Annotated in this window: 21 protein-coding genes; 15 read left to right on the forward strand and 6 right to left on the reverse strand. The window is 38.7% G+C overall.

The genetic code is table 11. The features are described from left to right. Window positions 1-59: 59 nt before the first annotated feature. The gene (locus tag BGP15_RS24755; RefSeq protein WP_286770956.1) at window positions 60-704 is read left to right on the forward strand and encodes a carbohydrate-binding family 9-like protein; all 645 of its coding nucleotides are present in this window, start codon (window positions 60-62) and stop codon (window positions 702-704) included. A gap of 24 nt (window positions 705-728) precedes the next feature. Here the strand turns inward: BGP15_RS24755 and BGP15_RS24760 are convergent, their stop codons facing one another. After that, window positions 729-1,067 carry a DUF2853 family protein gene (locus BGP15_RS24760; protein WP_046671775.1) on the reverse strand — a complete coding sequence of 113 codons (339 nt, stop codon included), beginning with the start codon at window positions 1,065-1,067 and terminating at the stop codon, window positions 729-731. Window positions 1,068-1,292: 225 nt separating this feature from the next. Between BGP15_RS24760 and BGP15_RS24765 the strand changes: the two genes are divergently transcribed. The 8 genes from BGP15_RS24765 (at window position 1,293) to BGP15_RS24800 (ending at window position 9,682) form a co-directional block, all read left to right on the forward strand. Beyond that, complete coding sequence (locus BGP15_RS24765; protein WP_046671774.1) at window positions 1,293-1,541, forward strand: type B 50S ribosomal protein L31; 249 nt, start codon at window positions 1,293-1,295, stop codon at window positions 1,539-1,541. 78 nt (window positions 1,542-1,619) lie between these two features. Beyond that, complete coding sequence (locus BGP15_RS24770) at window positions 1,620-2,786, forward strand: putative sugar nucleotidyl transferase (RefSeq protein ID WP_286770957.1); 1,167 nt, start codon at window positions 1,620-1,622, stop codon at window positions 2,784-2,786. An 11-nt stretch (window positions 2,787-2,797) separates the two neighbouring features. Then, window positions 2,798-3,565 carry a triose-phosphate isomerase gene (gene tpiA, locus BGP15_RS24775; protein ID WP_070566100.1) on the forward strand — a complete coding sequence of 256 codons (768 nt, stop codon included), beginning with the start codon at window positions 2,798-2,800 and terminating at the stop codon, window positions 3,563-3,565. A gap of 9 nt (window positions 3,566-3,574) precedes the next feature. Continuing rightward, window positions 3,575-4,414, forward strand: coding sequence for a 50S ribosomal protein L11 methyltransferase (prmA, locus tag BGP15_RS24780; protein ID WP_046671772.1), 840 nt, complete (start codon window positions 3,575-3,577; stop codon window positions 4,412-4,414). 7 nt (window positions 4,415-4,421) lie between these two features. Next, complete coding sequence (locus BGP15_RS24785) at window positions 4,422-5,792, forward strand: Mur ligase domain-containing protein (protein WP_286770958.1); 1,371 nt, start codon at window positions 4,422-4,424, stop codon at window positions 5,790-5,792. 66 nt (window positions 5,793-5,858) lie between these two features. Continuing rightward, window positions 5,859-6,188, forward strand: a complete 330-nt coding sequence (locus tag BGP15_RS24790) for a helix-turn-helix domain-containing protein (protein ID WP_070566095.1) — start codon at window positions 5,859-5,861, stop codon at window positions 6,186-6,188. 137 nt (window positions 6,189-6,325) lie between these two features. Next, entirely contained in the window at window positions 6,326-8,098 is a 1,773-nt protein-coding gene (locus BGP15_RS24795) for a peptide MFS transporter (protein WP_286770959.1), read from the forward strand. A 54-nt stretch (window positions 8,099-8,152) separates the two neighbouring features. Then, window positions 8,153-9,682 (forward strand): peptide MFS transporter, encoded by a 1,530-nt coding sequence (locus BGP15_RS24800; protein WP_286753187.1) that lies wholly within the window; start codon window positions 8,153-8,155, stop codon window positions 9,680-9,682. A 72-nt stretch (window positions 9,683-9,754) separates the two neighbouring features. On the opposite strand, the gene BGP15_RS24805 is transcribed toward BGP15_RS24800, so the two are convergent. Beyond that, window positions 9,755-10,747, reverse strand: coding sequence for an acyl-ACP desaturase (locus BGP15_RS24805; protein WP_112375597.1), 993 nt, complete (start codon window positions 10,745-10,747; stop codon window positions 9,755-9,757). A gap of 189 nt (window positions 10,748-10,936) precedes the next feature. Here BGP15_RS24805 and BGP15_RS24810 point away from each other — a divergent pair, with 189 nt between their 5' ends. Together BGP15_RS24810 and BGP15_RS24815 are read left to right on the forward strand one after the other, a co-directional pair. Then, entirely contained in the window at window positions 10,937-12,160 is a 1,224-nt protein-coding gene (locus BGP15_RS24810) for a cysteine desulfurase (protein WP_070566087.1), read from the forward strand. A 12-nt stretch (window positions 12,161-12,172) separates the two neighbouring features. After that, entirely contained in the window at window positions 12,173-12,592 is a 420-nt protein-coding gene (locus BGP15_RS24815) for a SufE family protein (RefSeq protein WP_070566085.1), read from the forward strand. A gap of 77 nt (window positions 12,593-12,669) precedes the next feature. Here BGP15_RS24815 and BGP15_RS24820 read toward each other — a convergent pair whose 3' ends face one another. The 4 genes from BGP15_RS24820 to BGP15_RS24835 form a co-directional block, all read right to left on the reverse strand. Beyond that, window positions 12,670-13,491: a VOC family protein gene (locus BGP15_RS24820; protein ID WP_286770960.1), complete on the reverse strand. Its 822-nt coding sequence runs from the start codon at window positions 13,489-13,491 to the stop codon at window positions 12,670-12,672. 22 nt (window positions 13,492-13,513) lie between these two features. Beyond that, on the reverse strand, window positions 13,514-14,443 hold the full coding sequence (locus tag BGP15_RS24825) for a DUF1801 domain-containing protein (RefSeq protein ID WP_286770961.1): 930 nt from the start codon (window positions 14,441-14,443) through the stop codon (window positions 13,514-13,516). Window positions 14,444-14,451: 8 nt separating this feature from the next. Beyond that, window positions 14,452-14,880 carry a DUF1801 domain-containing protein gene (locus BGP15_RS24830; protein WP_286770962.1) on the reverse strand — a complete coding sequence of 143 codons (429 nt, stop codon included), beginning with the start codon at window positions 14,878-14,880 and terminating at the stop codon, window positions 14,452-14,454. A 93-nt stretch (window positions 14,881-14,973) separates the two neighbouring features. Continuing rightward, window positions 14,974-15,426: an SRPBCC domain-containing protein gene (locus tag BGP15_RS24835; RefSeq protein ID WP_286770963.1), complete on the reverse strand. Its 453-nt coding sequence runs from the start codon at window positions 15,424-15,426 to the stop codon at window positions 14,974-14,976. 383 nt (window positions 15,427-15,809) lie between these two features. Here BGP15_RS24835 and BGP15_RS24840 point away from each other — a divergent pair, with 383 nt between their 5' ends. The 4 genes from BGP15_RS24840 to BGP15_RS24855 all read left to right on the forward strand — a co-directional run bounded on the left by BGP15_RS24840 (window position 15,810) and on the right by BGP15_RS24855 (window position 21,911). Then, window positions 15,810-17,708 carry an alpha-L-fucosidase gene (locus tag BGP15_RS24840; RefSeq protein ID WP_286770964.1) on the forward strand — a complete coding sequence of 633 codons (1,899 nt, stop codon included), beginning with the start codon at window positions 15,810-15,812 and terminating at the stop codon, window positions 17,706-17,708. Window positions 17,709-18,019: 311 nt separating this feature from the next. After that, on the forward strand, window positions 18,020-19,636 hold the full coding sequence (locus BGP15_RS24845; RefSeq protein ID WP_286770965.1) for a sensor histidine kinase: 1,617 nt from the start codon (window positions 18,020-18,022) through the stop codon (window positions 19,634-19,636). Between the two features lies 1 nt (window position 19,637). Next, the gene (locus BGP15_RS24850; RefSeq protein ID WP_286770966.1) at window positions 19,638-20,387 is read left to right on the forward strand and encodes a LytR/AlgR family response regulator transcription factor; all 750 of its coding nucleotides are present in this window, start codon (window positions 19,638-19,640) and stop codon (window positions 20,385-20,387) included. Between the two features lie 387 nt (window positions 20,388-20,774). Further along, window positions 20,775-21,911 carry an AcvB/VirJ family lysyl-phosphatidylglycerol hydrolase gene (locus BGP15_RS24855; RefSeq protein ID WP_286770967.1) on the forward strand — a complete coding sequence of 379 codons (1,137 nt, stop codon included), beginning with the start codon at window positions 20,775-20,777 and terminating at the stop codon, window positions 21,909-21,911. The last annotated feature ends 39 nt before the right edge of the window (window positions 21,912-21,950 follow it).

Below are 21,950 nucleotides of genomic sequence, written 5' to 3' on the forward strand. Positions count from 1 at the left end.
CTATTGAGAAGCTTCCATCGCGTAGATGAAGCTTCTTTTTTCTGTAAAAAAATATTCGAATGAAAAAACTAACCATTTTGCCTATCGCAGCGGAGCTGGCCAATACACTTGATTATCATACTTTGTCGAAGCTCTTGAGCAATTTTGAATCGCATTCGCTGGAGTTTAATAACTGGAGCGAATCTTTCCCGTATAAACCTCAGGTACAATTTAAGATTGGCTATACCCAGGAGTATCTTGTGTTGCAATATGATGTCGTCGAAGAACAACTTCGGGGTAATTATTCCGAAACAAATCAAAATGTATGGGAAGATAGCTGTGTGGAGTTCTTTATTTCTTTTGATGGACGCGAACATTATTATAACCTGGAATTTAATCTAATTGGAACAGGCTTGATCGGTTATGGTCCGGCCGAAAAGGCAAATAGAAATCGATTGGATAGTACAACAATAGAACAGGTGCGTACTTACTCTTTAATTGAGCGTAATGGTTCCGATAAGCGATGGAGTATGATTGAGGTCATTCCACTTGCTGTATTTCAGTTTGACAATGTTGTAGACCTGAAAGGTAAACGGATACATGGGAATTTTTACAAATGTGGTGATCATCTCAAACAACCACATTTTATATCTTGGAATAAAATAGAAAACCCAACTCCTAATTTCCATCTCCCTGAGTTTTTTGGAGAAATGGTCTTTGGTTAGGAGTTGAGTGAAAAAAGGTGATGCTTATTGGTAAACAGATTCTTTTTTGAATTTCTTTGCCAATAAAGCATATACTAATACACGGTATTTATTTTTATTGGATTTGCCAATAGCGGTAATCACTTCCTCTAGTGCCTTGTCTAAATCAGGGCCATCTTTTAGGCCTAATTTTTTGATCAAAAAGTTTTGTTTGACACGGTTAAGTTCTTCGGGATCTGATGCAGCAATGGTTTCCGAGTCTGCATTGTAAATGGAAGGTCCTATTCCTTTTGTTACTTTTGCAATAAATGCTTCATCTAATGATAAGCCTAGCTTTTTTGATTCTGCAACATATGCAGCAATTTTTTCATCTAATTTGCTCATAATTATGTAAGTGATTTAATTGTAGTAAGTTAAGTTAGGTAAAAAAGTCGATAAACAAAATTATTCTTTGGTTAGGATAAAGATTGTTACATTTGTACCCTTGATAAGTGCTGTTAACCAAAATGTGGAAAATTTCAACTAATTATTCTTCGTAATTGTTGTAAGTTACATTTTTATAAGTTATCTTTGCACCTCAATAATTGAATATACGTAATCATAATAATAATGAAAAAAGATTTGCATCCTTCAAATTACAGATTAGTTGTATTTAAAGATATGTCAAATGACTATGCTTTTATTACAAAATCTTGTGTTGATACAAAAGAGACTATTACTTGGGAAGACGGAAATGAGTATCCAGTTGTAAAATTAGAGATTTCTCATACATCACACCCTTTCTATACAGGTAAAATGAAATTGGTTGATACTGCTGGTCGTATCGACAAATTCCGTAACCGTTACAACAAAAAATAATTGTAGCAGATCTGTATATTACAATATTAAGAACTCGATAAATATAATTTGTCGGGTTTTTTTTGTTATTTTTAATTTGTGAAAATCTTCTTTACAGATTGCTTTGATTCGATCCAATTGTTGGATAAGCTTAGCACCCCATTAACTACTTTTGATAGAAAGAGTCTTTATCCATTTACTTTCGTGAAATCTTGTTTGGACCTTCGGGTTGGTATACTGACTTTACGGGAGAAATGGCGAAAATTAGCTTTAAAATTTGATGTACACTATGTTGCCAACGATGCGGATAAGGAGGGGCTTATATGGGTGTCTGAGAACGTTATTCCGTCAGTAGCCTTATTACAGCTTCTACAGCGCTTGCGTGTAGGAGAGGTCCTTGTACAGGACGGATACGTTTTAGCTTGTTGTTATACGCATAAGGACTCTTATCGTGTGCAAGAGGTTGATATATCTGTTGATCTATTAAAAGGGATAGAAGATCTGTTTTTGCTCACAGGAACTGAAATAACACATGATTTCAATCATCTGGTACAAAGTGTTCAGTCGTCCAGTATATCTGGAACAAATCAATTGTTGGGTAATGATCTTTATGTAGCTGATCGTGTTAGCATGGAATGTGCTACGCTCAATACCCTACAAGGTCCCATATATATCGATGAAGATGTTACAATTATGGAGGGCGCGCATTTGCGTGGTCCATTATATCTTGGTAAAGGAGCCGTTGTAAAAATGGGCGCTACGATTTATGGGAATGTTTCGGTAGGGAAGCAGAGTGTTATTGGGGGAGAGATCGGGAATTCGGTCATTGGTGATTTTTCGGCCAAGGGGCATCATGGTTATCTAGGGTGCTCGGTAATAGGAGATTGGTGTAATTTAGGAGCTGGTACCTCTAATTCCAATTTGAAGAATAACTTAAAGACTGTTTCAATTTACGATTATGCATTAGATAGTGTTCGGGATACAGGTCTTTTAAAATGCGGTGCCTTTATTGGAGACTATACTCGCCTTGGCATCAATTCGGCTTTAAATACAGGAACAGTAATTGGAATTGCAAGCATGCTAGCAGATACAAGTTTTTATGCTAAATTTGTACCGTCATTTGCTTGGGTGTTTGACGGAGGTGCTCAGACTTATGAATTTGATAAGTTTATGGCATATCTAGAGACGCTGTATGCATCAAAAGGGGAAGAGCTCACGGAGCAGATTAAAGATAAATTGAATCAACTTAACAAAAAATATAATTAAATCGTAAAATCATGCGTAAAAAAATCGTAGCTGGTAATTGGAAAATGAATTTAGACTATCAATCAGGATTGAGCTTGTTTTCTGAAATTATCAATATGGCCAAAGATGAAGTGATTGGAAACCAGGAATTGGTTGTTTGTAGTCCATTTATTCATTTGTCAAGTCTTGGGCAACTGTCTAAAAATGTCGCGAATGTAAATATTGGTGCTCAGAATATTCACCAAGCGGAGTCGGGTGCTTATACAGGTGAGATTTCGGCTTCACAAGTAAAATCAGTAGGTGCTTCACATGTTATTTTAGGTCACTCTGAAAGACGTGCTTATTTTGGTGAAACTGATGCATTGTTGGCATCTAAAGTGGATATTGCATTAAAGCATGATTTAACCCCAATATTCTGTATTGGAGAAACAAGAGAGGAACGCGAATCTGGAGCTTTCTTTGATGTGATCAAAACACAATTGACAGATGGATTGTTCCACTTGTCTAAAGAAGCTTTTGCAGCTGTGGTGTTGGCATATGAACCAGTTTGGGCAATTGGTACTGGCTTGACAGCTAGCCCTGAGCAAGCACAGGAAGTTCATAAATTTATTCGTGAGGTGTTAGCTGATCAATATGGTCAGGAGATTGCTGATAATACAAGTATTCTATATGGAGGGTCTTGTAATCCAGGTAATGCAAAAGATTTGTTTGCTCAAGCCGACATCGATGGTGGTTTGATTGGAGGTGCTTCTTTAAAATCGAGAGATTTTATTGATATCGCTAAAGTATTTAACGGCTAATTTTTAGAAATGAAATACGTAGAGGTTATCTTTCAAATGCGATCAGGTGAAGAATGGCAGAAGGATTTGTTGATATCTGATTTGGCTGATATTGGCTTTGATACTTTTGAGGATACCGAATCTGGATTTGCAGCTTATATTTCAGCTGCAAATCTTGACTTGCAAGCATTAGAAACGCTGATGCTTCAACCTTATGAAGGCCTGGAGGTCGATTATAAGATACAGGAAATAGAAAATCAGAATTGGAATAAATTGTGGGAAAGCAATTTCAACCCAATAGAGGTAGGAGGGCAATGCTATGTGCGTGCAACTTTTCATGAGGCCAAACCTGAGTTTCCCTATGAAATCATTATAGATCCGAAGATGTCTTTTGGAACAGGCCATCATCAAACAACTTCGATGATGCTTCAGTATATTTTGGAGAATGATTTTATGGGCAAGCAGGTTTTGGACATGGGCTGCGGTACAGGGATATTGGCCATTTTAGCATCAAAAAAAGGCGCGAAAGCTGTATTGGCTGTGGATTATGATGAGATATGTGTTGAAAGTGTAATCGAAAATAGGGCACTCAATCATGTTGAGCATATCGAAGCGCTCTGTGGATCTTACGAAGTTTTGGCCGGTCGGGTTTTTGATGTGATTTTGGCAAATATTAACCGTAACATTCTTTTAGAACAATTACCTCAGTATGCCTTGAGCATTCGTACAGGGGGTGAGCTGTACCTAAGTGGTTTCTATGAGCAGGAAGATTTAGCAATCTTAAGCGATGCGGCGACCACATTGGGTTTTGAGTTTATCTCCAATAAAGTTTTAAATAATTGGTGTGCAGCCAAGTTTGTGAAGCGATAATTTAGCTATGCGGATTCATTTTATAGCAATAGGTGGTAGTGTGATGCATAACCTTGCTATTTCATTGGCAAAACAAGGGCATCAAGTGACCGGTTCTGACGATCAGATCGTAGAGCCCTCCCGTTCTCATTTGATTGAAGCAGGATTGCTTCCTAATCAATTGGGGTGGTTTGCAGAAAAAGTGACGGAGGATATTGATGCTGTGATCTTGGGCGCTCATGCCCAGGCAGATAATCCTGAATTAAAGCGGGCCCAGGAATTAGGTCTTAAAATTTATTCTTTTCCAGAATTTATACAAGAGCTTTCGCAGGATAAAATCCGGGTGGTTATCGCTGGAAGTTACGGTAAGACAACCATAACGAGCATGGTGATGCATGTTATGCGATTTCTAGGAAAAGAATTTGACTATTTGGTAGGAGCTCAATTAAGAGGCTTTGATAAGTTGGTCGATATTACTAAGCATAATAAGATTATTATTATCGAAGGAGATGAATATGTTTCATCTAAGATTGATCCGAAGTCCAAATTTTTGTATTATAAACCGAATATAGCGTTAATTTCGGGTATTGTATGGAATGAGTTTAACTCGAAAATATCTCAAGAGGAATATATTAAACAATTTGAAGATTTTATTGACTCAATTCCGCCTAAAGGTACCTTAATTTATAATAAGGAAGATGTTGTGTTACAGAAGGTTCTTCAAGATACAAAAGATTGTAAGATCAATAGACATGGCTATAAGATTCCTGATTATACAATTAATAAGGGGGTGACTTACATCAATACACCGGATGGCGACGTTCCATTGCAAGTGTTTGGTAAGCACAACCTATCTAATATTGCTGGGGCGTATACGATCTGCGAATGGTTGGGGATCAAAAAGAAAGAGTTCTTTGAGGCCATAAAAAGTTTTAATACTTCGATTCGTTATTTGGAGTTTGTTGCAAGCTCGGAAGGATCTGTGGTTTATCAGGATTATGCCTGTAATGCGGATAAAGTGAAGTCAAGTATTCACGCCGTGAAAGAGCAATTTCCTAATCAGAAATTGGTTACAATTATCGAATTAAACTCGTATGATAGTTTAGATTCATCGTTTTTGTTACAATATGCAAACTCAATGAAAGAGTCGGATGTCTCTGTGGTCTACGTGAATATAAATTCCTGTAAAGAACTTAATAAAGATATCGAAAGTGTCCCCAATAATATTAAGGATAATTTTAATAACCCTGATTTAGAGGTTGTTGTGAGTTTGGATGGGCTCTATTCATTTTTAGATGGTGTCAAATCAAAAGGTTACAATTTACTTCTTATGAGTTTAAATAATTATAATGGGGTTAATTTGTCTGTGCTGGCTGATCGGTTTTTTAGAGATTTTTAGAGAAAAAATTATAATTTAATGTAAATTAAATTGTAATTTATTATTTTTGTTTAAAATATCTACCAGATGAATGCATTAGGAAAAAAAATCAGATTACTTAGACACCAAAAGGGGTGGAGTCAAGAGGATGTTGCAAAACGATTGGATATCTCAATCCCAGCATTTTCTAAAATTGAAACAGGGATTACAGATGTGAATTTGTCTCGCCTGAATCAAATCTCAAAATTATTCAATTTGACAGTTGTTCAACTTTTATCTACTTCAGATTCTGAAGAAGATAAAGAGTATGTGAACGAGGTGAATGCTTTGACGCAAAAATTACAACAACGCGATGGCGAAGTAATTGAATTGCAGAAAAAGGTTATTGATCTTTATGAGCAATTGCACAAAAGATAAGGCATATTAAAAATGTTACCGAAAAGGCAATCCAAATGGGTTGCCTTTTTTTGTTTATGCAACTTTATTTTGGTCAAAAGTGATTTTGTTTTTGTTTCTTTGTAAGTATTTTATCAAAAAATAAAGGTTGATTATTTATGGGGAGATTAAACGGGGATATAACGAATAGCCCGTCGACTGATTTTTTTAAGTCAAATGTATTGGGACAGCGTTCAGGACTCTTTGTCCTTTTCTTTACTGAAATGTGGGAACGTTTTTCGTTCTACGGGATGCGTGTACTCTTAATGCAGTTTTTAACTGCTGCAGTTATTCAAGGTAGTCCTTTCTCGGGATGGTCCTGGACTGCACAACAAGCGGGAGCACTTTATGGAACCTATGCCATGATGCTCTATTTAACTCCTATTCTAGGAGGGATTATAGCGGATAAATATATTGGATCACGGAAAGCTGTGATCATCGGTTCGGCGATTATGACGCTAGGACATGCTGCCATGGCCTTTGATACTTCCATTATGTTTTTTCTGGGTTTGATCTGTTTAGTTATTGGAACAGGTTTTTTCAAACCCAATATGCCTTCTATCTTAGGTGAAATGTATAAAGATCTACCAGAGAAAAAAGATGGAGCTTATACCATATTCTACATGGGGGTCAATGCTGGTGCTTTCTTTGGCATGATGCTATGTGGATATATAGCCGAAACGTATGGTTGGCATTGGGGATTCGGCTTGGCTGGTATCTTTATGCTTTTGGGAACACTGCAGTTTGTTTTCGCAAAACCGCTCATGGGAAATCTTGGTGTATTAACTAAATCTACCTCTGGGGAACATAAAGTTATCGCTGAGGATACCGATACCAGAAATCCATTTACCATACGGGATTATGTATTGATCGCGATAGTTTCTATTGTCGGTTTCGTATATGCTTTCAATGACCCTTTGTCTAAGAATGGTATTGTTGATGTGTTTTCTGGTTTGGATACACCGTTTCTTAGAGGTCAGTATATTATGGTCATTGTGGCGTTGATTCTCTTCATATATCTTATTGTGACACGGATTTTGCGTTATGATAAGGTTGTAAGGGATCGGATGTTTGCGGTCGTGTTGCTAGCGTTTTTCTTGGTCTTCTTTTTTATGAGCTTTGAGCAGGGGGCAACTTCGTTGGTTCTTGTGGCTAGAGATAATATTGATAGATCACTTACTGGTGCTGCATTGACGACCTTTAATGTGGTAAATGGTTTATTGACGATTGTACCGCTTTCGATTATCTCTTGGGTTCTGATTAAATTGGCAAAAGTAACCTGGAACAAAATTGCCATTTCAAATATCGTATTGTTTATCTGTTTTGGGTTGATCTGGGGAGCAGTAATCTGGATGTTGTACAATGAATTCAATAAAGAAGCATCAGAAATTAAAGTCTCCTGGTTTTCGATCCTAAACTCATTTTTTATCATTGCACTTGCCTCCTCGGTATCCAAAATTTGGGAGTCCAAATATAACCCATCGGCAGCCTTTAAATATGGCTTTGGTTTGATTTTGGTTGCGATAGGATTTTTTATTATCGGGTTGGGATCTATGGGGATAAGCCAAGGGGCTAAAATCTCGATGGTATTTTTGGTGCTGACCTATTTGTTCCATACATTGGGCGAATTATTTATTTCACCGGTAGGTCTTTCTTACGTATCCAAATTGGTGCCGGCTCGCATGCTCGCATTTATGTTTGGAATATGGTATTTGGCGATTGCTATTGCACAGAAGGTTGCAGCGGTATTAGGAGGACAAGTGGAAACCATCCAAGAGGAACACTCCTTGAGTTATTTCTTCTTCTTATTTACAGCAATTCCTGCCTTAGCAGGCCTGTTAGTAATGCTGTTTAATCCATTGATTAAACGATTGATGCACGGAATTAAATAACAAATATATAAGCTTCTTTTACGAAAGAAGCTTTTTTGATTAATATAAATTAGTATGGAGGTTAGTACAAGGGAATCGCTAGAAGAGATTCAAAATTTTGACGGGAAGTACCCAAGGCAAATCTGGAGTTTGTTTTTTTCCGAGATGTGGGAAAGATTCTGTTTCTATGGTATGCGCGGGATGTTGGTGTTCTTTATGATCACACAGCTAAACTTTGCTGAAAAGGATGCCAATTTACAGTATGGAGCGACACAAGCATTTGTATATGCGTTTACATTCATAGGAGGGCTGTTTGCAGACAAAATTCTTGGTTTCAGAAAGTCTTTATTCTGGGGTGGCTTATTGATGATCGTAGGAAGCTTATTTCTTGCAGCAGATCCGCATAAATATTTCTTTTTTGGTTTATCATTTATCATTATAGGTACGGGTTTCTTTAAACCCAACATATCGACGATGGTAGGCGAGCTGTATAAAAAAGGTGATGTTCGTCGTGATGGCGGCTTTTCCTTGTTTTATGCGGGAATAAATTTAGGCGCATTCTTAGGCGGATATATCTGTGTTGCGATCGGTAAAGGATATATGCTGACGTCAATTATTTCTGAGGGACATCGCTGGAATGTTGCTTTTGGTTTGGCGGCGGTAGGCATGTTGGTTAGTTTAGTGAATTTTCACTTTACCAAAAGGCATTTAGGACCAATTGGACTTCAACCTGGGGATCCTGAGGCCATAGTAAAGACGAAAGCATTACCGAAATGGGTAGAATATGCCGTATATATTGCCACGTTGATTTTTATCCCTATTATTCAGATCATGGTGTCAAAAACGCAGTATACAGACTATTTTATGTACACGATCGGCCCATTGACGCTGTTATATCTTTTTTATGAAATGTCTAAAGTGACTGCTGAAGAGCGGAATAAATTAATTGCCGCGCTGGTGTTTATCCTTTTCTCGATTATTTTTTGGGGTATATATGAGCAAAGTGGCGGTTCCTTAAGCATCTTTGCTGCTAAGCATTTGAATGATTCCTTATTGGGCGTTATGACGCTCGATCCAAATGGCGTTAACAATTCAGGTGGAGCATTATTTATTATTGCATTAGCACCTCTTTTTGGTCTTTTTTGGATTTGGCTGGGCAAACGTAAACTTGAGCCAAATACCATTATTAAGTTTGGTCTTGGCTTTGTTTTCTTGGGATTAGGTTATTATGTCCTATTTGCTACGCGTTTATTTGCTCACGATGGTATGACCTCATTGGATGTCTTTACTCTTGCACTGCTTGTGATTACCGTTGGGGAGCTTTGTCTATCACCAATTGGTCTTTCCATTATGACGAAATTGTCTCCAGCAAGATTACAAGGTATCATGATGGGCATGTGGTTCTTGGCAAGTGCTTACGGTCAATACGTAGCGGGCTTGATCGGTGCTAGTATGGCTGAAGCTAAGGAAGGAAGTTCATTGGCGGACAAACTGGTGACTTATACGGAGAGTTATAAACAATTAGGCTTATATTCTTTGATTGCTGGTGTGGTGCTTATAGCCTTATCTCCTGTTGTACGTAAATTGATGGGGAATGTAAAGTAAAGTGCGCAACTTTGAAACATTAAAGTTATTGATATAAAAAAAGCTTGATTATTAAATCAAGCTTTTTTTATATTAATAAATCCATTTGAATTTATAATCTTTTTCTGGAACCTTCATCCGATCAGCCAGTCTAGCCAAACGATCTGGTAGTTTTAGTAGATAATCTCTCGCTTTCTCACCTTTATCATTCAGGCCAGTAACTTGATCTATTTTCCATTCACTGTTCAGCTCTTTCAAGATATCGACGTAGTCCAAAGCAGTATATACTCCCAATCGTTGGGCAGCGTCTGAGAAATGTGCAAATGCTTCTCCTTGGGGTTCGCCTGCTTCTCTTAAGAACTGGGCTGGCATAACGATTTTTTTACGCATCATATCCTCAAATGCAATCATGACTTCACTCGGGTCCACGGTGATTGCTTTTGAAATAAAAGACATGTAGGCTTTAGCATGACGTGCCTCATCAGATGCGATGACCCCACACATTTTTGCCAAAAGTTTATCGCCGCTTTTTTTGGAAAGCCCAGATACACGACGATGGGAAACATTGGTCGCTAATTCCTGAAATGAAGTATAAATAAAATTCCGGTAAGGGTCTGCACCAGTACCAATATCAAAACCGTCTTGAATAAGATATTGTGTAGACATTTCAAATTGGCGCATGTCTATTCTACCCGACAAATAAAGGTATTTGTTCAATAGGTCACCGTGACGGTTTTCTTCAGCCGTCCAAGCGCGTACCCATTTCATCCATCCACCTTGCTCGTTTTTGTCAACGTCTTCTACCATGGTCAACCATGATTCGTACGTTGGAAGGGCCTCTTCGGTGATGGTGTCTCCAACCAATACTGCGACCAAATCATAAGAGAGCTCTTTTGCACTTTCCTGCAACTCTTTTACTTCCTCAAAAAAAGTGTCCCTAGAAGAATCTGGAAGAAAATCGGCAGGTTGCCACATCTCTTCAACAGGCTTCAGGTATTCGCTCATCTCATTGAGCATGAACGGTTCCAAATAGGTCATCACTTCTTTACGTGAGCCTTCCGGTAAATTTAGAGGTAATTCTTGCATATCATTACAAAGGTACTAAATAGCATCAATAAATTATAAAAGCTAATTATAATTGTTTAAAATGCCAAAAATTACTTTTTTGGCTGAGGATACCTTGGAAAACCGACATTGATAATGACATAAAAAACAGATTGACCGTCCTGTATTCGATAAAATACTATTAACTTTGTATAAATTATTTAGACGACGTTGGAAAAATTTAATATAGATAAAATACGAGCCGATTTTCCGATTCTTAAGAGAGAAGTAAATGGTAAACCATTGGTTTATTTGGATAATGGCGCGACAACACAGAAGCCGAGTTCTGTTATCAATTCGATTGTACATTATTATACAGATATGAATAGTAATGTGCATCGGGGCGTACATTATCTTAGTCAGATATCGACGGACGCTTTTGAGGTGACTCGAAAAAAAGTTCAGGCTTTCATCCATGCTGCTGAAGATAAGGAAATCATTATCACCAAAGGAACAACAGATGGAATTAATCTGATTGCCACTTGTTATGGCAGAGCTTTTATTCACGAAGGTGATGAGATTATTATTTCAGCGATGGAACACCATTCCAATATTGTGCCTTGGCAGATGCTCTGTGATGAAAAGGGCTGTAAAATTCGGGTCATTCCGATGAATGATAAAGGTGAGCTTGATATGGATGCCTACAGCAATTTGTTTAATGAGAAAACCAAATTAGTTGCTGTAACCTATGTTTCAAACTCCCTTGGGACAATCAATCCTGTGCGTGAGATGATTTCAATTGCTCATGGGCATGGTGCTGTTGTTTTAGTCGATGCTGCGCAGGCTGTTCAACATATACAGATTGATGTTCAAAAGCTGGATGTAGATTTTCTGGTATTTTCAGGACATAAAATGTACGGTCCTACAGGTGTAGGAGTGTTATATGGCAAAGAAGAGCTATTGAACGCGATGCCACCTTATCAAGGTGGTGGAGATATGATTAAAGAGGTTACTTTTGAAAAAACGACCTATAATGAATTACCTTTTAAATTTGAGGCCGGTACGCCTAATATTGAAGCCGGTATCTGTTTGAACGAGGCCATCGATTATATCAATTCAATAGGTCTGGAAAATATCGAGGCCTACGAACATGATTTGTTGCAATACGCTACGGAGAAGTTGGCTGAAATTCCGGGCATGCGGTTTATTGGAACGGCCGAGCAGAAATGTTCCGTTATTTCATTTGTAATTGATGGCACGCATCCGTACGACGTTGGTGTGATCTTGGATAAATTGGGGATCGCTGTACGTACAGGCCACCATTGTGCCCAACCTGTCATGGATAGGTTCGGTATTCCGGGAACTATTCGTGCTTCTTTAGCCGTATATAATACAAAAGAGGAAATAGATATTTTGGTCGCCGGTATCCAACGCGCGGTCAATATGTTGGTTTAATAAAAAATAGGTATGACCATTAATGAAATACAGGATGAATTAATTGAGGATTTTGCTTTCTTTACGGATTGGATGGAAAAATATGAGTACATCATCCAGCTGGGAAAAGAAGTGCCTCTAATTGATGAACAATACAAAACAGATGAATATATCATCAAAGGATGTCAGTCCAAAGTATGGCTTTTTCCGGAAATAAAGGATGGAAAAGTGTATTTTACGGCAGATAGCGATGCAATTATCACAAAAGGCTTGGTGAGTTTAATGGTCAAAGTACTATCTGGACATACCGCCAAGGAGATTGTTGATGCCGATTTATATTTTGTGGATAAAATAGGGCTGAAAGAACATTTGTCACCAACTCGGGCAAATGGCTTGCTATCCATGATTAAGCAAATGAAATTATACGCTCTGGCTTTGCAAGTGAAAGCATAAAAAGGGGATTATTCATCCCCTTTTTTCTTAATACTATTTTAAAAGCTGTTCCCCTCAGCTTGAGATTTATTTTGAAATTATCCAATGAGCTCCTGGATAATGATCTTTTTCATTCTCATGAGCGCTTCATTTGCCCCCGGTCGCTTTAGTAATGTTGCAATTTGTTCGGGTACGATCTGCCAGCTTACACCGAATTCGTCTTTGCACCAGCCACACATGCTCTCTTTGCCTTTCTTCGTGATCGTATTCCAGAAATAATCAATTTCCTGCTGATCTTTACATAGAATAGTGAGTGAAATGCCTTCGTTAAAAGTGAAATTTTGTGGAACTCCGCTATCCATTGCCATGAGTGTAAAATCCCGGACTAAAAATTGGGTATGTTGGATTGATCCGGTATATTCACCTTCTGTGTATTTCATGATCCCATTGCTTCGAAAATCATGAAATAATTCTGCATAAAATGCTAGTGCTTGTTCGCAATTTCCTTGTTGCTCTCCGCAATACATTAGCGTAGGTACAATTGCCTGTTGGTTGGTATCGCTCAGTTTACCGAGGTATAATTGCCAATTTACCCCAAACTTGTCGGCCAACCAGCCGTAGTAAGGGCTCCAAGGGTAGGAGTTTAAAGGCATTAAGGTGTTACCTTCCACAGCAAGTGAATTCCAGATACGATCAATTTCCTCTTTGCTTTCGCAAATGACCATAAATGATATGGATGGGTTGGGTTTGAATGTAGGACCTCCATTTATTCCAATAAATTTCACACCGCTTAGGACAGCTTCAACAACGATGGGAGAGTTGTTGCTAATATGGCTTCCAGGGAAGGTACCAGCGTAAAGATCAAAGGCTTCCTTCGCGTTTTGATCGAACCAAATGGATGGGATAATTGAATTATTCATCTTTTTTTGTTTTAGCGTTCACCTATTTGTATTTGTCGTTCAGGCCTTTTTTAGCGAGGACCAACGGTTTAATTTTTTCAATACGGGATTGTTTCGTTTTTTCTTGCTTGGCCTCATCGATGTACTCGATGTATTCTTTCTGTTTTCCTGGTGTTAAAGCCTGGAAACTTTCTGCGAAGGTCGGATCCGTCTGCAGTGCTTCCAATAATAGACCAGCAGGGGCCTTCATTGGAGATTTAGTTGGCTTGAGCTCTTTTCCCTCGTTAATGGTTTGGATGGATTCTTGGATATATGCGGCTATTTTTTCGGCATTCATATCCTTAACGTCTTCAAAGCGCCATTGTCGTAATGCTTTCGTTTTTCCTTCGGAGGCACTGATGAGATGTTTATCCCGATCGGTTAAGAATACACCATTATAAAACCAGAGGGAGAAGAAATTTTTAAAGCCGCCCCAACCAATAACATTTTTCCCTTTATGCGTATAGATATAGCTCCCCCATTTGAATTCCTTTTTTAAGGAAGTTTGCTGGATGATCTCTTGCATGAGTTCTTCAGCCTCCTGCCAGTTCCCTCGGCTTTGGTACCAATTGGGGCCTTGTTTGTCTTTAAGTTTATCAATATTAAAATTGACAATATCGGTAATTATTTGTGTTGGAATCGGTTGATCCAGAGGAATTTGTATTGCCCCTTTTGTGGTTTTAAAATTTTTGAGTTCTGTAATGAAGTGCTCGATAGCAGCAGGTCCTGGGTATAGGCCCAAATGGTTTTTGTTCATCGCAAAATGGATGATATTACCCTTGTATCTGAAAGTAGGCATTTGATAGGAGATCGTTTCATCTGCATCGGGAGGGACTAGGCCAGCGATAAGCTGTCTCACCTTGATCAGATATTCTTTTTTCTCCCCGTCAAATTGATTGATATATTCGTCTATTGTTGCGATGCTCGTTGTCATAATTTGTGCTATTCTTTGATTCTCGTATACTTATTTTCAATAAACTGTATCGTTTCGGACATAAGCTGATGGAGTATCTCTATATTGATGTCGCTTAATTTCTTGATGTATATGCAGGCTTTGCCTATTTTAAATTTCCCGAGCTGATCGACTAAATGTCGATGCTCATCGGCACCGGTAAATACATAAAGGGAGATTGCTGATTTTCGGGGGCTAAATGCGATCAAAGGAGCATAGCCTTCGTGCCCACTTACATAGGTGTAATGATAGTTTCCAAATCCGATGATCGTTGGTCCGTACATTCTAGCTGGCTCACCCGTTGTGGTTTCCATTAATTGTATCAGTGTTGCACTATCGATTTGTTTTTGTGGGTCGTCAACAGTTTTTATAAAGTCTTGGACAGATGCTTCGGTATATGCCGTTTTATTTTTTGCCATGTATAGTTGATGTCTTTTGACGGATATTCGGATAACCTCAATTGAATATAGTGTATTTGAAGTAATTCGATGAGTGGCTATTTTTAGAGAGAACTATTTTTGGAACATAAAATCGAAAGCCCCAGTTCTCAGATTGATACCATATTCTAGATAAGCTTTCATGCAAGCTAAAAAGTTGGCCCAACCTTCTGTTTGTCGCATCATCATTAAAATTCCATCTGCATCGTTGTTCATCTCGTGTTCTGTAATCTTTATGACGGTCGCGTTTTCTCCGAATGTGGATAGTGCGATTTCTACCAGTTGATTGGGAAGTCCCCCGCTCCAGTCAAAAGAGATATATGAATTGGGCCTGATGGTTTTTCCTGTCACGGGAAAACTGTCAGGAAATTCTGGAAATGTCCATTCTACCGTTTTATCTGTCTCTAGACGTCCAGTCGAAGATTTTATAAAATAGTGATTCATTTTATTGGGATCTACAATAGCCTCAAAAACTTCGTTGATTGGTTTCTGAATTTGGATGCTGGCTTTGGCGGTTAGTTTTTCCATATTAATTTAAAGTTTTAGACAAATATTCAATAAATACTGATAGCTTGTATCTGGTTACGTTAAAAATATTGAAAAAGATCTTTTTGTGACCATGGACCAATCTAATTGTCCAAATCACTGTTTATTTATTATAAGATGTATAGATTATATAAACACCTTATTGAAGAATAGGTTTTCATTTTGAGGACCCGGATCAATATTTCCCCTAAAATGAACGAATTGTACACTTGTAAAATGTAGTTTTGGCGTATTTTTGACTATAGTTAAAATTGATCCTGCATTCCTTCCGTTAGGTCTCGAGGAACTATAATCCAATAAATTTAGAAAAGGTATCCGTCTGAAATCTTTCAGGTGGTATTTGCTGTCTTCATAAAACCAACGTTATGTTTAAAATCAAGTGTTTTTTTCTTTTTATGGTTTCTTCGGGCGTTTTTTTTTCGAGCGCACAGACTAAAAATGTAAATGAAGGCAATGAGGCTCCAAATATGTTTAATGATGCGACAACACGTGATAAAAATGCGATTGTTGAAGCAGAAACCGGTTGGTGGAAACGTGCCGCATTAACTCGTGAACAACGCTTGGAGAAATGGAAGGCCGCCTCATTTGGTATGTTTGTTCATTGGGGCGTTTATTCCCAATATGGAAATATTTGGAAAGGGAAGGCGGGCGGGGGCTATGCGGAGCATCTGATGCGTGTGATGAAAATCCCACGTAGTGAGTATCTTGATTCAGCACGTCGATTTAATCCCCTAAAGTTTAATGCGGAGGAATGGGTATTGTTGGCAAAAAATGCAGGGATGAAATATTTTATTATTACGGCTAAGCACCATGATGGCTTTGCGATGTATCCTTCTGCATTTTCAAGTGACTACTCATTGTCAAGCACTACATTTAAAAGGGACCCGTTGGCGGAATTAGCAGCTGCCTGCCATAGACATGGACTCTTGTTTGGCTTCTATTATTCGCATGCTTTTGACTGGGAGCATCCGGATGCTCCCGGTAATGACTGGGATTACCGTAATCCAGGCGGGGATAAATTGTTGGGTGGCACAAATTGGTTTGACAAACATCCTGAATGGTTGACAAAGGCTCGGCATTACGTAGATCAAAAGGCGATTCCTCAGATTGAGGAACTTATTCAGCGCTATCATCCGGATTTGTTATGGTTTGACACACCGCATAAGTTGCCGCTGTCTGAAAACCTGCGAATTTTAAAGGCTATTCGAACAGCTGATCCGAATATTATTGTCAATGGTCGATTGGCACGTACCGAGGAAAAGAATTACGGCGATTACCTGAATACGGCAGATCGACCTGAGGAATATTATCCAGTTGCTTCTGGCGCTAATTGGGAGGCCATACCAACTACCAATGAATCCTACGGTTATTCGTCGACTGATAAGAGCCATAAACCGACAGCGCATTTTATCAAACTCTTGGCGAAGGCTAAGGCCATGGGTGGGAATATTCTAATGAATATTGGACCCAAGGGCGACGGAAGCATCGACAGCGCTGATGTCGCTATTTTAAAGGGATTAGGTCGGTGGATGCGGGGGAATAGTGAAAGTGTCATTGATGTTGCACCATCTCGCTTGCCTCGTCAGCCTTGGGGAGTCATTACTCAGCGTAAAAATACCCTGTATTTACACGTGTTTGAGCGCCCTCAACGGAATGATCTGATTGTCGGCGGATTGATTGCTCAGGTTAATTCGGTTTCGTTATTGTCGGGAGAAACTATCGGAAAATATAGGTCCGACAAAGATGGACTGCATATTCCTATAGATCAAATTGCTTCTGAGGATGATGACCTGGTCGTAGTGGTGCAATTGAAGGATAGCATAGCTAATCCAATAAATCCTACTTTAATGTATGTGGATCATAATGTCAATAAAAATCGGCTACTGACTTTTTATGCAAAACAGATCGGGAATCCGATGAAGTTTGGGGACGGTAAAAAGAATCGCTATTATGTGACGGGTTGGACTAGGTTAAGTCAAGGGTTAAGATGGGATACCCATGTGTTAAATGGCGGACGCTTCAAGGTGGCTATACGGTATGTGAAAGATGTTGTAGGTACAGGAGGGAACCTGGGCTTGAATTTAGGGGGGAAGAATATTGATTTTACAATAGATCCGTCTTCTTCCGTCGGTTTGCGTGAACATCAGCTTGAATTGGGTACGGTGGCATTGCCAAAGGGCAAGCAAGTAATTGAATTACGTGCCCATACTATAGCGGGAGCAGAAATGGTGAAGTTTTTGGAAGTCATATTGCTTCCGGAATAATTTGTATTGGTGAGCATCCGTCGATCCTTTGTTTAAATCCATCTGGGGTTAATAACAAAAAAAGCTAATCACAAGATTAGCTTTTTTTGTATCGACTAATACGAAATTCGAATCTTTTAAAACACTGTATAAATTCTCATTCGCTATGGACTAATGCGGTGCCTGATTTAATGATTAAATTCAACTTTCTTGACAACTTTCAAATACTGTGAACAACAATACTTTTACTAGTTCAAACACTGCCTTTGCTATTTTATGGTTTTAGTTTTGCTATCATTGTGGCAAGTTTGATGAAAATTAAACGAGACAACATGAAAAAAATCATCCTTGTATTTCTACACTTCGTCATTACGCTATCCGTTGCAAAGGCACAAAATGGCATTAATTTTCATCACTCGTATGCTGCTGGCGGAAGATTAGCCATGTTTGTTGATAGTGGAGCCAGAAATGTTTATTATGGAAATATATTTCCAAATCAACCGCAGACCTCCTTTAATTATTTACAAGGAATTAACAATATAGGTGTCCAAATCTATTTTAGAAAAACAGAACGTGTACAGGATTATCGGTATACAATCTTAGCGGATAACAAACCTATAGCGGTAAACAAGTTGATCGACACTGCACGGCTGAAAAATGTCGATCGAGGGGAGGAGGAAATACGACGCTCTGCCGAGCTGGGGACCTTCTCTATAAAAGATAAAATCATTACAATACTCACCTATGACATCCAAAGACCGCAAGACGTTTACAAAAATGTGTTTTACGGGAGACCTATTCCGAAAGCGAAAATTAAAACTTTTGCAAAACGCTTCGCTACTAAAAATGGTGTTGATTACAGCTATGTAAAAGATCCGAAAGAAAGGACAAGCATTACTTTTACCAACAACGACAATGAATTAACGATAGTAAAAGACAGATCGGATATCGATTATCTCTATTATACCTCCATAAAAGATAAACAAACAAATAAGATAATCTTCGAATCAGCAGCTTGGCAATACGGGGGCTACCTTGATGAATCATATAAACTTTCACCTTATATAAAGATTGATAAAAGCATTTTCAAAAAATCGGGAGATTATGAAATTATCATTCAGCCATTGATCAAATGGGATAGGTACGCTGGTTCCAGTATTTCATCGGGAGAGATAGAAAAATATATGACCCGGCATACGCTTTCCATAACTATAGATGAAGAGAGCTACAGCAAATTAGAGCTCTTTACTTATGCGGCTTTTGTAACATTTTCCATTGGATCAGTGTTTCTTGTTGTCCTTTATCTCAGCAAAAGGAGAAACAAAAAAAAGCTGGTAGAAAAAGAGCAGGAAGGAAGCATGATAAAGCTACAACTTAACTCCATTCGTTCCCAATTAAATCCGCATTTTTTGTTTAATGCACTTTCTGGTATCCAAAATCTGATCAACAAGAATGAAATAGACAGTGCGAATAAATACCTTTCCAAATTTGCTCGTTTAACGCGTAGTGTGCTTAAAGATAAGGAGCGGATTAGTTTATTGCAAGAAAAATCCCTATTGGATGATTACTTGCAAATGGAGCAATTGCGATTTGGCTTTCAGTACACCATCAATCATTCTGAAGACTTAGATTTAGCAAACATAGAAATACCAAGCATGTTACTGCAGCCCTTTGTAGAAAATGCGGTGAAACATGGGATGATGCAAAAAACTACTGCTGGCAAAATTATGATTGAATTTATAAAGCAGGCAGATAACTTGGTCTTAACCGTTGCCGATAATGGAAATGGATTTGACACGGAAAAAAAGTACAATGGTTTAGGCCTTCAATTAAGTGACAGTAGAGTAGCACTTTTAAATAAAGTTTATAAAGAAAATCGTTTTATCTTAGTTATAGAATCAACCACTAATGGCACTAAAATATGTTTAACATTAACGGATTGGCTATAATATGATGAGAGCAGTTTTAATAGACGACGAAATTTCCAACTTAGAAAACCTACAGGCTTTGCTAGAAAAGCACTGCCCGCAGGTAACTGTAGTTGCAATAGCACAAAGCGTGGGAGATGCTGTTGATGTTATTGGAAAGTATTTGCCTAATTTAGTGTTTCTCGATATTCAAATGGGCGAGAAGACAGGTTTTGATGTGTTAAGGCAGCTGCCATGGCGTGATTTTGAAGTCGTTTTTGTTACCGCTTACGACCAATATGGAATACAAGCTGTAAAATTTGCGGCATTAGATTATCTTTTAAAACCTTTAGATATTGAAGAATTAATGGATTCGGTAAATAAAGCCGAATTTAAACTGGCTACGCAGAAACAAAATTCACAGCTCGAATTTTTACTACAGCAACTAAAAAAAGCAGAAACGAACATCAGCAAGATTGCCCTACAGATGCAAAGTGAAATAAGGTATGTTACTTTATCCGAAATCATACGTTGTGAAGCAGATAATACTTACACGCACTTTATTCTTGCGAATGGTGAAAAAATTTTGGTTTCTAAATCGCTTAAAGAATATGCGGATCTACTGCATCCCAGCGGATTTGTAAGAACACATCAAAGCCATCTGGTAAATCCAAAATACGTGAAAAGCTGGTTAAAAGAAGACGGTGGTATTTTACTCTTAATGTCTGGTGAAAAAATACCCATTTCTAAGCCCAATAGAGACACGGTGAAACAAGCCTTACAGCAGCTATAATCTGGTTTATTGTGATCCATGCCGCTTTATAATCTGATCTACATGATTTAGTCTGGAGCTATCTCATTATCAGATAGCTCTTAAAGTAAAATACCGTAGAAATATCTTTCATAATCCATTCGCATTTTATTAAATTACATTATTAAATATTAACCCCTATCGAAGGATTGTCATGGGTCGAACCGCTAAAAGATCATCTCTTATTTTATACGTCCTTATCATTTTGTTTTCGCAATGTGCCATTGCGCAACAGACGTTCTCTTATGGAAGTTTTGGCAAGCTGAGCATGTACGCCCCGAAAGGTAAACCAAATGCCTTGGTTTTATTTGTTTCTGGAGATGGGGGGCGCTCGTTGCGGGTATCGACGCTAAGCACTATGCTGCCTCAATGGCACGATCAAAAAAAGATTGTTATTATCCTGCTGAAGATTTCGAGCAGCTCAGCATGGCACTCCAAAAGAAATATAAGTTTGAAAGCTATCAGAAACCCATATTGGTAGGCTACTCCTATGGGGCAACGCTGGTCTATGGCTTGATTGCCCAAGCTCCGGCAGGGACTTTTCGTGGTGGGATTGCCTTAGGCTTCTGTCCAGATATCACTATTGCCAAACCACTCTGTAAGGGCAGTGGATTATCTTCCCATATCTTAAAGCCTGGAAAAAGTTATTACCTGGATCGTAGCGAAAAATTGGCTGCTCCGTTTTGGGTAATTAATGGTGTAAAAGATCAGACCTGTCCCTTTAATGCTACGGCAGATTTCCTTAAAGGGATAGAAAATGTCCAATTGGTCAGCCTGCCCAAAGTAGGGCATGGATTCTCCATTGCCGATAATTGGCTGCCTCATTTCGGGAAGGCTTTTCAAAAGTTGCTGATGGTGGGCCAGCCTAGCCAAAATGTGGGCGTACTCAAAACGGATATGCCCATTGAGATACTGGAACCCAAAAGCGCTACAAGGGAATTGATGTTTATGATTTCTGGCGACGGTGGTTGGACCAGTTTCGACAGGGAGTTGGCCAGTACTTTTGCGGCGAAGGGGATCAAAGTAATTGGCTTGGATGCACAGAAATATTTTTGGAATGCAAAGACACCAGAACAGACGACAAAGGAAGTGTCCGAGATCTTGGCCTATTTTCAGGAAAGGGAGCCCAATACCACTTTTTCGATCATGGGTTATTCTTTTGGGGCTTGTGTGATACCTTTTATCGCCAACCGTCTGCCCGAGAAGTTGAGAAAAGCGACCAATGGAATGGTCTTGTTATCGCCAGATGATCGGGCTGATTTTGAGATCCATGTGGCGGATATGCTTAGTTTAGGTGATCGCAGCGAACCTTACGATGTAGTAGCGGAGCTGAAGAAAGTAAGTCTGCGTAAACTGTGTATTTTTGGTTTCGGGGAAGATAGCGAGATTGTAGCAAAGTTTAGAAATACTGGAGCACCTGTAGAAATCTTGCCTGGAGGGCACCACTTTGATAACGATTATGAAGCCATTGTGGGAAAGGTGATCAGCTCCATAGCGATCAAATAATCAAGTTTAATCGCTGACCGATGTATTGTGGTATCTTGG

Origin of the sequence: Sphingobacterium sp. 40-24, from assembly GCF_001899705.1 — a bacterium.
Classification (GTDB): domain Bacteria; phylum Bacteroidota; class Bacteroidia; order Sphingobacteriales; family Sphingobacteriaceae; genus Sphingobacterium; species Sphingobacterium multivorum.